Origin of the sequence: Pseudomonas machongensis, assembly GCF_034961125.1 — a bacterium.
GTDB classification, from domain to species: Bacteria; Pseudomonadota; Gammaproteobacteria; order Pseudomonadales; family Pseudomonadaceae; genus Aquipseudomonas; species Aquipseudomonas machongensis.
On record NZ_JAYFUI010000197.1, the window covers coordinates 31500 to 45828 of the forward strand.

12 protein-coding genes, 1 pseudogene and 1 riboswitch are annotated in these 14329 nt (G+C 65.6%); all 13 genes and pseudogenes read left to right on the forward strand.

Annotated features, from left to right (window positions below; translation table 11 throughout):
- Position 1 precedes the first annotated feature (1 nt).
- The 13 genes and pseudogenes from paaH (at position 2) to paaZ (ending at position 14008) form a co-directional block, all read left to right on the forward strand.
- Positions 2 to 1519, forward strand: a complete 1518-nt coding sequence (paaH, locus tag VA602_RS25980; protein ID WP_323454714.1) for a 3-hydroxyacyl-CoA dehydrogenase PaaH — start codon at positions 2 to 4, stop codon at positions 1517 to 1519.
- Positions 1512 to 1967: a hydroxyphenylacetyl-CoA thioesterase PaaI gene (gene paaI / locus VA602_RS25985; protein WP_323454715.1), complete on the forward strand. Its 456-nt coding sequence runs from the start codon at positions 1512 to 1514 to the stop codon at positions 1965 to 1967. Before paaH ends, paaI begins: the two co-directional genes overlap by 8 nt.
- Complete coding sequence (gene pcaF, locus VA602_RS25990; protein WP_323454716.1) at positions 1960 to 3180, forward strand: 3-oxoadipyl-CoA thiolase; 1221 nt, start codon at positions 1960 to 1962, stop codon at positions 3178 to 3180. The genes paaI and pcaF overlap by 8 nt, the downstream gene beginning before the upstream one ends.
- A 111-nt stretch (positions 3181 to 3291) precedes the next feature.
- The gene (paaK, locus tag VA602_RS25995) at positions 3292 to 4611 is read left to right on the forward strand and encodes a phenylacetate--CoA ligase PaaK (protein WP_323454717.1); all 1320 of its coding nucleotides are present in this window, start codon (positions 3292 to 3294) and stop codon (positions 4609 to 4611) included.
- Between the two features lie 223 nt (positions 4612 to 4834).
- Complete coding sequence (gene paaA / locus VA602_RS26000; RefSeq protein ID WP_054893413.1) at positions 4835 to 5824, forward strand: 1,2-phenylacetyl-CoA epoxidase subunit PaaA; 990 nt, start codon at positions 4835 to 4837, stop codon at positions 5822 to 5824.
- 26 nt (positions 5825 to 5850) lie between these two features.
- Positions 5851 to 6132 (forward strand): 1,2-phenylacetyl-CoA epoxidase subunit PaaB, encoded by a 282-nt coding sequence (gene paaB / locus VA602_RS26005; RefSeq protein ID WP_004374528.1) that lies wholly within the window; start codon positions 5851 to 5853, stop codon positions 6130 to 6132.
- Positions 6133 to 6140: 8 nt separating this feature from the next.
- Positions 6141 to 6899 carry a 1,2-phenylacetyl-CoA epoxidase subunit PaaC gene (paaC, locus tag VA602_RS26010; protein WP_323454718.1) on the forward strand — a complete coding sequence of 253 codons (759 nt, stop codon included), beginning with the start codon at positions 6141 to 6143 and terminating at the stop codon, positions 6897 to 6899.
- Positions 6886 to 7419 carry a 1,2-phenylacetyl-CoA epoxidase subunit PaaD gene (paaD, locus tag VA602_RS26015; RefSeq protein ID WP_323454719.1) on the forward strand — a complete coding sequence of 178 codons (534 nt, stop codon included), beginning with the start codon at positions 6886 to 6888 and terminating at the stop codon, positions 7417 to 7419. The genes paaC and paaD overlap by 14 nt, the downstream gene beginning before the upstream one ends.
- A gap of 15 nt (positions 7420 to 7434) precedes the next feature.
- Positions 7435 to 8511 carry a 1,2-phenylacetyl-CoA epoxidase subunit PaaE gene (paaE, locus tag VA602_RS26020; RefSeq protein WP_323454720.1) on the forward strand — a complete coding sequence of 359 codons (1077 nt, stop codon included), beginning with the start codon at positions 7435 to 7437 and terminating at the stop codon, positions 8509 to 8511.
- A 287-nt stretch (positions 8512 to 8798) separates the two neighbouring features.
- A complete protein-coding gene (locus tag VA602_RS26025) occupies positions 8799 to 9107 on the forward strand; it encodes a DUF485 domain-containing protein (RefSeq protein WP_063544952.1) in 309 nt (102 codons plus the stop codon).
- Positions 9098 to 10666: pseudogene (locus tag VA602_RS26030) on the forward strand (cation acetate symporter); the annotation flags it as partial. The gene VA602_RS26025 and the pseudogene VA602_RS26030, both read left to right, overlap by 10 nt.
- A 33-nt stretch (positions 10667 to 10699) precedes the next feature.
- Positions 10700 to 11932: an OprD family porin gene (locus VA602_RS26035; protein ID WP_323454721.1), complete on the forward strand. Its 1233-nt coding sequence runs from the start codon at positions 10700 to 10702 to the stop codon at positions 11930 to 11932.
- 24 nt (positions 11933 to 11956) lie between these two features.
- Entirely contained in the window at positions 11957 to 14008 is a 2052-nt protein-coding gene (paaZ, locus tag VA602_RS26040) for a phenylacetic acid degradation bifunctional protein PaaZ (protein ID WP_323454722.1), read from the forward strand.
- An 83-nt stretch (positions 14009 to 14091) separates the two neighbouring features.
- Positions 14092 to 14297: riboswitch (cobalamin riboswitch) on the forward strand.
- Positions 14298 to 14329: the final 32 nt, after the last annotated feature.

A 14329-nucleotide genomic window follows, 5' to 3' on the forward strand; every position in this document is an offset into this window, starting at 1 on the left:
GATGAGTGCCTTGCACATTGAAGCTCAGGTTGCGGTGATCGGCGCTGGCGCCATGGGGGCCGGCATTGCCCAGGTTGCAGCCCAGGCCGGGCATGCGGTCCGGCTTTATGACAATCGCCCGGGCGCCGCAGCGCAGGCCATCGACGGCATCGCCCGGCAATTGGCGCGCCTGGTGGACAAAGGCAAGCTGAACCCCTGCGAGCGTGAGTCGACCGTCGCCCGCCTGCAGCCTGCCGAGTCGCTCGAGGCCCTGGCCGATGCGGCGCTGGTGATCGAGGCGATCGTGGAAGACCTCGATATCAAGCAGCAACTGCTGCGTCAGCTTGAAGCCCTCTGCGCTGAAACCTGCATCCTCGCCAGCAATACGTCGTCGTTGTCGATTACCCGCCTGGCAGCGGGGCTGGCCCGACCCGAGCGCGTGATCGGCATGCATTTCTTCAATCCTGCCCCCTTGATGGCGTTGGTCGAGGTCGTGTCGGGGCTTGCGACCGAACCGGCGGTGGCCGATACGCTGTACGACACCGCCAAGGCCTGGGGCAAGCAGCCCGTGCATGCACGCTCCACCCCCGGTTTCATCGTCAACCGCGTGGCCCGTCCGTTCTATGCCGAGAGCCTGCGCCTACTGCAGGAAGGTGCCGCCGATTGCGCCAGCCTCGATGCGCTGTTGCGCGAGGCTGGCGGGTTCCGCATGGGCGCGTTCGAACTCACCGACCTGATCGGCCATGACGTCAACGACGCCGTCACCTGTTCGGTGTTCGACGCCTACTACGGGGATTTGCGCTTTCAGCCCTCGCAGGTACAAAAGGAACTGGTGGCCGCCGGGCGCCTGGGGCGCAAGAGCGGCCAGGGTTTCTATGACTACCGCGAAGGCGCCGAACGCCCGCAGCCTGCCGAATTGCGCAGCTCTGCCGAAGTTACACGCTGCGTGGTCGAGGGCGACCTCGGTGTCATGCAGCCGCTGCTGCAGCGCCTGAGCGCCAGCGGTGTCGAACTGACCCGACGCGCCGGCCAGGGCTTGTTGCGCATTGGCGATGCCACCCTGGCCCTGTCCGACGGTCGCCTGGCCAGCCAGCGCGCCCGCGACGACGGCCTGCAGAACCTGGTCCTGATCGACCTTGCCCTGGATTACAGCAGCGCGACACGCATCGCGATTACCTGGGCCAGGAACACCACGATCGAAGCCCGCGATCAGGTTGTCGCGCTGCTCCAGCGTGCCGGTTTCAACGTCAGCGCCCTGGCCGACCTGCCGGGCCTGGCCGTGCTGCGCACGGTGGCCATGCTCGCCAACGAAGCCGCCGATGCCGTGCTGCAAGGTGTCGCGTCGGCGGCCGACATCGACCTGGCCATGTGCGCCGGGGTCAATTATCCGTTGGGGCCGCTGGCCTGGGCCGAACGCATCGGCCTTGCCCACACGTTGCACACCCTCGAACACCTGCAGCAGGCCTACGGCGAAGAACGCTATCGCCCTTCCCTGCTGCTGCGCCGCACCCATGCCGAAGGAGGCCGCCTGCATGACTGACATACCTCGCACGCCCGAAGCGCTGGCCCGCGCCTGTGCCGACGCCATGTACGCCCGTGACCGGGCCACTCAAGGCATGGGTATCGAACTGCTCGAGGCCGGCCCCGGCAGCGCTGCCGTGCGTATGACCGTACGCGCCGACATGATCCAGGGCCACGGCACCTGCCACGGCGGCTTTCTCTTCGCCCTGGCCGATTCGGCGTTCGCCTTTGCCTGCAACAGCCACGACGAGGCCACTGTGGCCCTGGGCTGCAGCATCGATTATGTGGCCCCGGCGCTGCTCGGCGACCAGTTGACCGCCACCGCCCACGAGCTGGTGCGCAAGAGCCGCACCGGCCTCTACGACGTGCGCCTGGAAAACCAGCGTGGCGAGCTGGTGGCGCTGTTCCATGGCAAGTCCTACAAGTTGCGCGGCAGCGTGCTGACGCAGGAGACGCAAGATGACTGAACCGACCCTCAACGACGCCCTGATCATCGACGCCGTGCGCACGCCCATCGGCCGCTACGGCGGCGCCCTGAGCAGCGTGCGTGCCGACGACCTGGCGGCGATCCCGATCAAGGCCTTGATCGCCCGCCACCCGACACTGGACTGGCACACCATAGACGATGTGATCCTCGGCTGCGCCAACCAGGCCGGCGAAGACAATCGCAACGTTGCGCATATGGCCACGCTGCTGGCCGGGCTGCCTGTCGAGGTGCCGGGCACCACCCTCAACCGCCTGTGCGGCTCCGGCCTGGACGCCATCGGCAACGCCGCCCGCGCCCTGCGCTGTGGCGAGGCCGGGCTGATGCTGGCCGGCGGCGTCGAATCCATGTCCCGCGCGCCGTTCGTCATGGGCAAGGCCGAACAGGCCTTCGGCCGCAGTGCGGAACTGTTCGACACCACCATCGGCTGGCGCTTCGTCAATCCCCTGATGAAAGCCCAATACGGCATCGACTCGATGCCCGAGACCGCCGAGAACGTCGCCGAGCAGTTCGGCATCTCGCGCGCCGACCAGGATGCCTTTGCCTTGCGCAGCCAGCACAAGGCCGCCGCCGCCCAGACCAATGGCCGCCTGGCGCGGGAAATCGTCCCGGTCGAGATCGCCCAGCGCAAGGGCCCGCCCAAGCTGGTCGAGCAAGACGAACACCCGCGCGGCGACACCACCCTGGAGCAGCTGGCGCGCCTTGGCACGCCGTTTCGCGAAGGTGGCAGCGTCACTGCCGGCAACGCGTCGGGGGTCAACGACGGTGCGTGCGCACTGTTGCTGGCTAGCAGCAGCGCAGCCCGCCGCCACGGCCTGAAGGCCCGCGGGCGAATCGTCGGCATGGCCGCAGCAGGTGTCGAGCCACGCATGATGGGCATCGGCCCGGTGCCTGCGACGCGCAAGGTACTGGAGCTGACCGGTCTTGCCCTGCCCGACATGGACGTGATCGAGCTCAACGAAGCTTTCGCGGCCCAAGGGCTGGCAGTGCTGCGCGAGCTGGGTGTTGCCGACGACGATCCACGGGTCAACCCCAACGGTGGCGCCATCGCCCTGGGGCATCCGCTGGGCATGAGCGGCGCGCGGCTGGTCACCACCGCGCTGCACGAGCTGGAGCTGACCGGCGGCCGCTACGCGCTGTGCACCATGTGCATCGGCGTCGGCCAGGGCATCGCCATGGTGATCGAGCGCCTTTGAGGCACTTCGACCAACGGACCGCGACCCACGCTGCAACGGGCAGTATGCTGCCCACCATGACACTCACGGCCCCTCGACGGGCCGGCGTACAAGAACAACTCGAGTGAAGCCATGAACATGTACCACGATGCCGAACGCGCCCTGCTTGACCCCATGGAAACTGCCAGTGTCGATGCGCTGCGCCAGCACCAGCTCGAACGTCTGCGCTGGAGCCTGCGCCACGCCTACGACAAGGTGGCACTGTACCGTCAGCGCTTCGACGCCTGCGGTGCCCACCCGGACGACCTGAAATCGCTCGAAGACCTGTCGCGCTTCCCCTTCACCGGCAAGAGCGACCTGCGCGACAACTACCCCTACGGCATGTTTGCCGTCCCCCAGGAAGAAGTGGTACGCCTGCACGCCTCCAGCGGCACCACGGGCAAGCCAACGGTGGTCGGGTATACCCAGAACGACATCGACACCTGGGCCAACGTGGTCGCCCGCTCGATCCGCGCCGCAGGCGGACGCAAGGGCGACAAGGTGCATGTTTCCTATGGCTACGGCCTGTTCACCGGTGGCCTGGGCGCTCACTATGGCGCCGAGCGCCTGGGCTGCACGGTGATCCCCATGTCCGGCGGTCAGACCGAGAAGCAGGTGCAACTGATCCGCGACTTCCAGCCCGACATCATCATGGTCACGCCCTCGTACATGCTCAACCTGGCCGACGAGATCGAGCGCCAGGGCATCGACCCCAACGACCTCAAGTTGCGCCTGGGCATCTTCGGTGCCGAGCCCTGGACCGACGAGCTGCGCCGCTCCATCGAGCAACGCCTGGGTATCAACGCACTGGATATCTATGGCCTGTCGGAAATCATGGGGCCAGGCGTGGCCATGGAGTGCATCGAGACCAAGGACGGCCCGACCATCTGGGAAGACCATTTCTATCCCGAGATCATCGACCCGCTGTCAGGCGAGGTCCTGCCGGACGGGCAACTGGGCGAGCTGGTGTTCACCTCGCTGAGCAAGGAGGCGCTGCCGATGGTGCGCTACCGCACCCGCGACCTGACCCGTCTGCTGCCCGGCACGGCACGGCCGATGCGGCGCATTGGCAAGATCACCGGCCGTAGCGACGACATGCTGATCATCCGCGGGGTCAACGTGTTCCCTACGCAGATCGAAGAGCAGGTGCTGAAAATAAAACAACTTTCAGAGCTATACGAGATTCATCTGTATCGCAATGGCAATCTCGACAGCGTGGAAGTGCACGTGGAGTTGCGCGCCGACAGCCAGTACCTGGACGACGCTACGCGCAAGGCGCTTGTGGGTGAGCTGAGCAAGCAGATCAAGACCTACATCGGCATCAGCACGCAGATTCGCCTGCAGCCCTGCGGAACGCTGAAGCGCTCAGAGGGCAAGGCTTGCCACGTCTACGACAAACGGTTGGCCAGCTGACTTTCGATTCGGCTGCCTTTTTCTGCCCCGGCCTGGTCCGGGGCTTTTTTTTGCGCTGGATTTGCCGGCCCTATCGCGGGACGAGCCCGCTCCCACAGCCCCACGATGAGGCGTAATGTGATACACAATTTTATTTGATACATGATTTTATGTTTGATGTTAGATCACGTATCGCTTATAAAAGACTCCATGCCCCAACCACCCCTGCGGCGGGAGTCCGAACATGTACGCACAGCTAGTCGAAACCGGCGTCAAACGTGTCAAGTCACTGGAAGAGATGTCGCCCGAAGAGCGCCACTTCCAGGAGAAGATCGACGCCGAGATCAAGATCGAACCGAAAAACTGGATGCCCGAGGCCTATCGCCAGACCCTGATCCGGCAGATCTCCCAGCACGCCCATTCGGAAATCGTCGGCATGCTTCCCGAGGGCAACTGGGTCACCCGCGCGCCGAGCCTCAAGCGCAAGCTGCAGTTGATGGCCAAGATCCAGGACGAAGCCGGCCATGGCCTGTACCTGTACAGCGCCATGGAAACCCTCGGCGCCGACCGCGACGAAGAGATCGCCAAGCTGCACAGCGGCAAGGCCAAGTACTCGAGCATCTTCAACTACCCGACCCTGAGCTGGGCCGACATGGGCGCGGTGGGCTGGCTGGTCGACGGCGCGGCGATCGTCAACCAGGTGGTACTGCAACGCACCTCCTACGGCCCCTACTCGCGCGCGATGATCCGTATCTGCAAGGAAGAGAGTTTTCATCAGCGCCAGGGCTACGAACTGCTGCTGACCATGATGCGCCACGGCACCCAGGCGCAGAAGGACATGGTCCAGGACGCAATCAATCGCCTGTGGTGGCCCTCGCTGATGATGTTCGGCCCCAGTGACGAACACTCCCCCAACAGCGCCCAGTCGATGGCCTGGAAGATCAAGCGCCAGACCAACGACGAACTGCGCCAGCGCTTCATCGACCAGACCGTGCCGCAGCTCGAGTTGCTCGGTTGCACCGCCCCGGACCCGGAACTGAAGTGGAACGCCGACCGCGGTCACTACGACTTCGGTGAAATCCAGTGGGACGAATTCTACGAAGTGATCAAGGGCAACGGCCCCTGCAACCAGGAGCGGGTCGCCACCCGTCGCCAGGCCATCGAAGACGGGGCCTGGGTACGCGAGGCCGCCGTGGCCTATGCGCGCAAGCAACAGAACAAGAACGCCGCCTGAAGCGGCGACCGATGCGGAGATCGAACATGTCTGTCTGGACCCTCTACGAAGTATTCGTGCGCAGCAAGCACGGCCTGAACCACAAGCACGTGGGCAGCGTGCATGCCGCCGACGCGGCCATGGCCATCGAGAACGCCCGTGAGCTGTACACCCGGCGCAGTGAAGGCGTGAGCCTGTGGGTGGTGCCCTCGGCGCTGATCACCGCCTCCTCGCCTGATGAAAAAGACCCGCTGTTCGCCCCTTCGGACGACAAGGTCTACCGCCATGCCAGCTTCTATGAGCTGCCTGACGAAGTCGGACACATGTGAGGCCCGCCATGCACAATGACGATCTGATCCCCTACCTCTTGCTGCTCGGCGACAGCGCCCTGATCCAGGGCCAGCGCCTGTGCCAATGGTGTGGCCACGCCCCGGCACTGGAAGAAGAGCTGGCCCTGATGAATGTCGGCCTCGACCTGATCGGCCAGGCGCGCAACTGGCTGGAGTACGCCGCCGAACTGCTCGACGACGGTCGCGATGCCGACGCCCTGGCGTTTCGCCGCGACGAACGCGCCTTCCACAACCTGCTGCTGGTCGAGCAACCCAACGGCGACTTTGCCGTGACCATGACCAAGCAGTTCCTCTACGACGCCTGGCACCTGGCGATGCTCCAAGGCCTGTGCGCCTCCAGCGATCCGTGCATCGCCGGCATCGCAGCCAAAGCGCTCAAGGAGGTCACCTACCATCTGCGGCGCTCCGGTGAATGGGTGCAGCGCCTGGGCGGCGGCACCGACGAGAGCCGTCGCCGCATGCTCGCGGCAATCCCGGCACTGTGGCGTTTCACCGTGGAGCTGAGCCAGGGCAGTGAAAGCGAGACGCGCCTGGCCGCCGCGGGTATTGCCGCCGACCCGGGGCAAGTTGGGCAAGCCTGGCTCGCCCAGGTCAGCGCCATCTTCGCCTCGGTCGAGCTCCCGCAACCCAAGCCCGCCAGTCATTTCTACCTGAGCGGTCGCAAGGGATTGCACACCGAACACCTGGGCCTGCTGTTGGCCGAGATGCAGTTCCTGCCACGGGCCTACCCCGATGCAACCTGGTGAGCTGATCGCCGGCGACCGTGGCGCCCGCGGCCTGCGCGAGGGCGACCTGGTAAGGGCCTGGGCGGTGCTGGAGCAGGTCATGGACCCGGAAGTGCCGGTGGTCAGCGTGGTCGACCTGGGGATCGTGCGCGACCTGGACTGGCGCGCCGGCCACCTGCACCTGGTGGTGACCCCCACCTACTCCGGCTGCCCGGCCACCGAGGTGATCGAGGGCGATATTCGCCAGGCCCTGGAACAGGCCGGCTTTGCCCAGCCAGCGCTGGAACGGCGCTTGACCCCGGCCTGGAGCACCGACTGGATCAGCGAGCAGGGCCGCGAACGCCTGCGTGTCTATGGCATCGCCCCGCCCCAGGGCAGCGCCAGCAAGCGCAGCCTGCTCGGCGAAGCCCCTCATGTGTGCTGTCCGCAATGCGGTAGCGCCCATACCGAACTGCTCAGCCAGTTCGGCTCCACGGCCTGCAAGGCGCTTTATCGCTGCCGCGAGTGCCTGGAGCCGTTCGACTATTTCAAATGCATTTGAGCCGTGGAGACGACCATGAGCCAGTTTCACAGCCTGACCATCAAGCAAGTACGTCACGAGACACGCGACGCCGTGTCGATCGCCTTCGACGTTCCCGCCCATCTGCAGGACGCGTTCCGCTTCACCCAGGGCCAGTACCTGGTGATGCGCACCTTTCTCGACGATGAGGAAGTGCGACGTTCCTACTCGATTTGCAGTGCCGTGCAGGACGGCGAGCTGCGCGTGGCGGTCAAGCGCGTGCCAGGCGGGCGCTTTTCGGCATTCGCCAACGATGTGCTCGCGGCCGGCCAGCAACTGGACGTGATGCCGCCCAGCGGCAGCTTCTTCGTTCCACTGCAGGCCGAGCGTCATGGCCATTACCTGGGGGTCGCCGCCGGCAGCGGTATCACCCCGATCCTGTCGATCATCGCCACCACCCTGGCCTGCGAGCCCAACAGCCGCTTCACCCTGCTGTACGGCAACCGCGCCAGCAACAGCGCACTGTTTCGTGATCGCCTGGAAGACCTGAAGAACCGTTACCTGGACCGCCTGAACCTGATTTTCGTGTTCAGCCGCGAACAGCAGGATGTCGACCTGTACAACGGCCGAATCGATGCTGACAAGTGTGGCCAGTTGTTCTCTCGCTGGCTCGACGTGCAAGCCCTCGATGCCGCCTTCATCTGCGGGCCGCAGGCGATGACCGAAACCGTGCGCGCCAGCCTCGAAGACAACGGCATGCCGCGCGAACGCATCCATTTCGAGCTGTTTGCCGCCGCTGGCAGCGAAGCCCGGCGCGAAGCCCGCGAGGCTCAGCGCCAGCTGGACTCGGCGCTGAGCCATATCACCGTGATCAGCGATGGCCGTGCCCTGGCCTTCGACCTGCCGCGCAACAGTCAGAACATTCTCGATGCCGGCAACGCCATTGGCGCCGAGCTGCCCTATTCGTGCAAGGCCGGCGTGTGCTCGACCTGCAAGTGCCGGGTGATCGAGGGCGAGGTGGAAATGGACAGCAACCATGCGCTGGAGGATTACGAGGTGGCGGCGGGGTATGTGCTGTCGTGCCAGACGTATCCGCTGAGTGATCGCGTGGTGCTGGATTTCGATCAACTTTGAGACCGCGGCGCCCTCATCGCGGGACAAGCCCGCTCCCACAGGGATTGGCTGGACTTTAAAGGGACAAGCCTGCTCCCACAGGGACTGGGCTGGACTTTAAAGGGACAAGCCTGCTCCCGCAGGAACTGGGCTGGACTTCAAATTTTGAGCAAGACCGTTGCTCCCACAAGACCGATGGTCACCGCTGTACCTGTGGGAGCGGGCTCGTCCCGCGATGAGGCCGCCAGCAACCCTGCAACACCCTGCGTGACCTGAAAAAACAATTACAAGACAGAGGACCGCTTCCCATGACACCCGAGCACATCGACTCCATCAGCAAGCACCCCGACTTCCAGCAACTGATCCGCCGCAAGCGCCGCCTCAACGGCAGCCTCACCCTGACCATGCTTGCCGCCTACTACGGCTTCGTGCTGCTGGTGGCCTTCGCCCCCGGCCTGCTCGGCCAGTCGCTCAATGGCGGCGTCACCAGCGTCGGCATGCTGGTGGGTGTGCTGATGGTGCTGCTGTCGTTCGCCCTGACCGGCATCTACATGCACCGCGCCAACCGCGTCATCGATCCACTCAACGACAAGGTTCGCCAGGAGTGCGCGCAATGAACTGGACTGCCATCTCGATGTTCATGGTGTTCGTCTGCTTCACCCTGCTGGTGACCCGCTGGGCCGCGGCCCGCACCCGCTCGACCAGTGACTTCTACACCGCAGGCGGTGGCCTCACTGGGATGCAGAATGGCCTGGCGATCGCCGGCGACATGATCAGCGCCGCGTCCTTCCTCGGCATCTCGGCGATGATGTTCATGAACGGCTACGACGGCCTGCTCTATGCCCTGGGCGTACTCGCCGGCTGGCCGATCATCCTGTTCCTGATCGCCGAGCGCCTGCGCAACCTGGGCAAGTACACCTTCGCCGACGTGGTTTCCTACCGCCTGGCGCAGGCCCCGGTACGCCTGAGCGCCGCGTTCGGCACGCTGACCGTCGCGCTGTTGTACCTGGTGGCGCAGATGGTCGGCGCCGGCAAACTGATCGAGTTGCTGTTCGGTATCAGCTACCTCTACGCCGTCACCCTGGTGGGCGTACTGATGGTGCTGTACGTGACCTTCGGCGGCATGCTCGCCACCACCTGGGTGCAGATCATCAAGGCGGTGATGCTGTTGTCGGGCACCACCTTCATGGCGTTCATGGTGCTCAAGCATTTCGGCTTCAGCACCGAGGCGATGTTCGCCAGCGCCGTGGCAGCGCATGCCAAGGGCCAGGCGATCATGGCTCCCGGGGCATTGCTGTCCAATCCCATCGACGCCATTTCGCTGGGGCTGGGCATGATGTTCGGCACCGCCGGGCTGCCGCACATCCTCATGCGGTTCTTCACCGTCAGTGACGCCAAGGAAGCACGCAAGAGCGTGTTCTACGCCACGGGTTTCATCGGCTACTTCTACCTGCTGCTGATCGTCATCGGTTTCGGCGCCATCGTCATGGTGGGGACCGAGCCGGCCTACCGCGACGCCAGCGGCGCGATCATCGGCGGCGGCAACATGGTCGCCGTGCACCTGGCCCAGGCCGTGGGTGGCAACCTGTTCCTGGGCTTCATCTCGGCAGTGGCCTTCGCCACGATTCTTGCCGTGGTCGCAGGCCTGGCGCTATCCGGTGCCTCGGCGATCTCCCATGACCTCTATGCCTGCGTCGTGCGCAAGGGCCAGGCCAGCGAGCAGGAAGAAATGCGCATGTCGCGCATCGCCACCCTGCTGATCGGCCTGCTCGCAGTACTGTTGGGGTTGCTGTTCGAATCGCAGAACATCGCCTTCCTCTCGGGCCTGGTGCTGGCGATTGCCGCCTCGGTCAACTTCCCGGTGCTGCTGCTCTCGATGTTCTGGAAAGGCCTGACCACCCGCGGCGCGGTAGCCGGCAGCATGGCCGGGCTGGCCTCGGCCATCGTGTTGGTGGTGCTGGGCCCGGCGGTGTGGGTCAACGTGCTGCACAACGAGCGCGCGCTGTTCCCCTACAGCAACCCGGCACTGTTCTCCATGAGCCTGGCGTTCCTCGGTGCCTGGGCGTTCTCGGTCACCGACAGCTCGCAACGGGCCAGCGAAGAGCGTGGCCGCTACCTGGGCCAGTTCATCCGCTCCATGACCGGGATCGGCGCTGCCGGCGCCAGCAAGCACTGAACCCTTGAACCTCGAATGTCGGATATAACAACAATGAACCACACTCGTCTCAAGTCGGCCGCCTGGCTGGCCACCCTCGCCCTGCCCTTGCCGGCCATGGCGGATTTCATCGCTGACAGCCACGCCCGCGTCGAGCTGCGCAACCACTACATCAATCGCGACTTCCGCCAGTCCAATGCGCCGCAAGCCAAGGCCGAGGAATGGGCCCAGGGTTTCACCGCGCGCTTCGAATCGGGCTTCAGCGAAGGCCCCATAGGCCTGGGCGTGGACGCCATGGGGCAACTGGGGATCAAGCTCGACTCCAGCCGCGACCGGCGCAACACCGGCCTGCTGCCTTTCGGCCCGCACAGCCTGGAACCGGTGGACGACTACAGCGAGCTGGGGCTGACCGGCAAGCTGCGCGTATCGAAGAGCACCCTGCGCCTGGGCACCCTACAGCCGATTCTGCCGGTGGTGGTGTACAACGACACACGCCTGCTGTCATCGACCTTCCAGGGTGGCCTGCTGACCAGCCAGGAGCTCGAGGGCCTGACCGTCAACGCCGGACGCCTGACCAAGGCCAACCTGCGCGACTCATCCGGACGCGACGACATCGGCTACGGCGCGGCCAGCAGCGACCACTTCGACTTCGGCGGCGGCAGTTACGCGATCACCCCGCAGACCAGCGTCAGCTATTACTACGCCAAGCTCGACGAGATCTATCGCCAGCAATACCTGGGGCTGTTGCACACCCAGCCGCTGGGCGAAGGGATGAGCCTGCGCAGCGACTTGCGCTACTTCGACAGCCGCGGCGACGGCGCCGAACGCGCAGGCCGCATCGACAACCGCAACTTCAACGCCATGTTCACCCTGGGCGTGAAGGCCCACAAGTTCACCGCCACCTGGCAGCAGATGTCCGGCGACAGCGCGTTTCCGTTTCTCAACGGTGGCGACCCCTACACCGTCAACCTGGTCACCTACAACACCTTCACCCGCGCAGGTCTCGACTCCTGGCAAGTGCGCTACGACTACGACTTCGTCGCGATGGGCATTCCGGGCCTGAGCTTCATGACCCGCTACACCGACGGTCGCCACGCCGAAACCGCGACCCTCAGCAATGGCCGCGAACGCGAGCGCGACACCGACATCACCTACGTCATCCAGAGCGGCCCGTTCAAGGACGTCAGCCTGCGCTGGCGCAACGTCACCTTCCGTTCCGGCAATGGCCTGACCAACGCCGTGGACGAGAACCGCCTGATCATCGGCTACACCCTGGCGCTGTGGTAACCGCGCCCCTCACAGGAGAACAGCATGTCTGAAGCCCACACCCTGCAGAGCTTCATCGCCGGTCGCTGGATTGGCCAGCACGGCGCCCAGGCCCTGCGCAGCGCCCTCGATGGGCAGGTCCTGGCCTATAGCCATGAGGAACGCCCGGACTTCGCCGAAGCGCTGGATTTCGGCCGCCGCCAGGGCCTCGCCGGGCTCATGGCCCTGGACTTTCAACAGCGCGCCGCCCGCCTGAAGGCCCTGGCGCTGTACCTGGCCGAGCGCAAGGAACAGCTCTACGCCCTCTCCCACCACAGCGGCGCGACCCGTGCCGACAGCTGGATCGACATCGAAGGCGGCAACGCCACGCTGTTTTCCTACTCCGGCATCGGCACCCGCGAGTTGCCCTCGGGCAACCTGCTGCACGAAGGCCCGGCCATCCCGCTGGGCAAGCAAGGGCGCTTCGCCGGCAGCCATATCCTGGTGCCGCGGGCAGGCGTGGCGGTGCACATCAACGCCTTCAACTTCCCGATCTGGGGCATGCTGGAGAAGTTCGCACCGACTTTCCTCGCCGGCATGCCGTGCATCGTCAAGCCCGCGACCTCTACCAGCTACCTGACCGAAGCGGTGGTGCGCCTGATCGACGAATCAGGCCTGCTGCCGCCCGGCAGCCTGCAACTGGTGATCGGCAGCACCGGCGATCTGCTCGAGCGCCTGCAGGGCCAGGACCTGGTGACCTTCACCGGCTCCGCCGACACCGCTGCCAAGCTGCGCATGACACCGAACCTGGTGCGCAACTCGGTGCCCTTCACCGCTGAGGCCGACTCGCTGAACTGCGCCATCCTCGGGCCGGACGTAACCCCCAACGACGAGGAGTTCGACCTGTACGTCAAGGAAGTGGTACGCGAGATGACCACCAAGGCGGGCCAGAAATGCACCGCCATTCGCCGCGCCATCGTGCCGGCCAGGCACCTGGATGCCGTCGCCACCCGCCTGCGCGAGCGCCTGGCCAAGGTGGTGGTGGGCGATCCGTCGGTCGAAGGCGTGCGCATGGGCGCGCTGGCCTCCCATGACCAGCAGCGTGACGTCGGTGAGCGCGTGCGCAGCCTGCTGCAAAGCTGCGACCAGCTGTTCGGCGCCGACGACGGCTTCTCGCCGGTGGGCGAAGGTGTGGCCGAAGGTGCGTTCTTTGCCCCGACCCTGCTGCACGCACGCGACCCACACGCCGAAGGCGGCGCCCACGATATCGAGGCGTTCGGCCCGGTCAGCACCCTGATGGCCTACGACGACCTGGACGAAGCCCTGGTCCTGGCCGCGCGTGGCAAGGGCAGCCTGGTGGCGACCCTGGTGACCCGCGACCGCGCCATCGCCGCCAAGGCCATTCCCGCGGCCGCCGCCTGGCACGGCCGCCTGCTGGTGCTCGATCGCGAGGCGGCGCCGGAGTCCACCGGCCACGGCTCGCCGCTGCCACAGCTCAAGCACGGCGGGCCCGGGCGTGCCGGGGGCGGCGAAGAGCTCGGCGGGCTGCGGGCGGTCAAGCACTACCTGCAGCGTGCCGCGATCCAGGGCTCGCCAAGCATGCTGGCGGCGATCACTGGCGAGCACGTGCGCGGCGCCGAGGTGATCGAGACCGAGGTGCATCCGTTCCGTCGCTACTTCGATGAGCTGCGCATCGGCGAATCGCTGCTGACTCACCGACGTACCGTCACCGAGGCGGACCTGGTGAACTTCGGCTGCCTGTCGGGCGACCACTTCTACATGCATTTCGACGAAATCGCCGCCAAGCAGTCGCAGTTCGGCAAGCGTATCGCCCATGGCTACTTCGTGCTGTCAGCGGCGGCCGGGCTGTTCGTGTCGCCAGGTGAAGGGCCGGTACTGGCCAACTACGGGCTGGACACCCTGCGCTTCATCAACCCGGTGGGGATCGGTGACACGATCCAGGCGCGCCTGACCTGCAAGCGCAAGATCGACCAGGGCAAGACCAGCCCGTTGGGGCAGCCGCAAGGGGTGGTGGCCTGGGAGGTGGAGGTGACCAACCAGCTCGGTGAACTGGTGGCCAGTTACGACATCCTGACGCTGGTGCTCAAGCGCAGCTGATCATTGCCGGCCTGAACGTGTCGGCCCTGGCGCGGGCGTGCCCCGCGACAGGGCCGGTTGACTCCCCACCCCATAAATGCTCAGATGCGCCCCTTGTTTCAGGTGTCCCCTGCCGCCGAGCCGGGGATTAAACGGGAAGCCGGTGCCTCGCCCATGCGAGCAGTCCGGCGCTGCCCCCGCAACGGTAAGCGAGCGATGCATTCGATACACCACTGTGCCAACGGCATGGGAAGGTGAATGCCTCATGCCCCTCGCAAGCCCGGAGACCGGCCTGTCACAGCAGTTGGCAACTCCCGCGGTGGGCGGGCGCAGGCCGGTTCT

What these genes read in the sequence shown, in the direction of transcription:
- VA602_RS26035 (WP_323454721.1), top strand. Translation starts at nt 10,700, where the DNA reads ATGAACCACACTCGTCTCAAGTCGGCCGCCTGGCTGGCCACCCTCGCC.
- paaH (WP_323454714.1), top strand. Translation starts at nt 2, where the DNA reads ATGAGTGCCTTGCACATTGAAGCTCAGGTTGCGGTGATCGGCGCTGGC.
- paaD (WP_323454719.1), top strand. Translation starts at nt 6,886, where the DNA reads ATGCAACCTGGTGAGCTGATCGCCGGCGACCGTGGCGCCCGCGGCCTG.
- paaB (WP_004374528.1), top strand. Translation starts at nt 5,851, where the DNA reads ATGTCTGTCTGGACCCTCTACGAAGTATTCGTGCGCAGCAAGCACGGC.
- paaA (WP_054893413.1), top strand. Translation starts at nt 4,835, where the DNA reads ATGTACGCACAGCTAGTCGAAACCGGCGTCAAACGTGTCAAGTCACTG.
- paaC (WP_323454718.1), top strand. Translation starts at nt 6,141, where the DNA reads ATGCACAATGACGATCTGATCCCCTACCTCTTGCTGCTCGGCGACAGC.
- VA602_RS26025 (WP_063544952.1), top strand. Translation starts at nt 8,799, where the DNA reads ATGACACCCGAGCACATCGACTCCATCAGCAAGCACCCCGACTTCCAG.
- paaI (WP_323454715.1), top strand. Translation starts at nt 1,512, where the DNA reads ATGACTGACATACCTCGCACGCCCGAAGCGCTGGCCCGCGCCTGTGCC.
- paaK (WP_323454717.1), top strand. Translation starts at nt 3,292, where the DNA reads ATGAACATGTACCACGATGCCGAACGCGCCCTGCTTGACCCCATGGAA.
- paaZ (WP_323454722.1), top strand. Translation starts at nt 11,957, where the DNA reads ATGTCTGAAGCCCACACCCTGCAGAGCTTCATCGCCGGTCGCTGGATT.
- paaE (WP_323454720.1), top strand. Translation starts at nt 7,435, where the DNA reads ATGAGCCAGTTTCACAGCCTGACCATCAAGCAAGTACGTCACGAGACA.
- pcaF (WP_323454716.1), top strand. Translation starts at nt 1,960, where the DNA reads ATGACTGAACCGACCCTCAACGACGCCCTGATCATCGACGCCGTGCGC.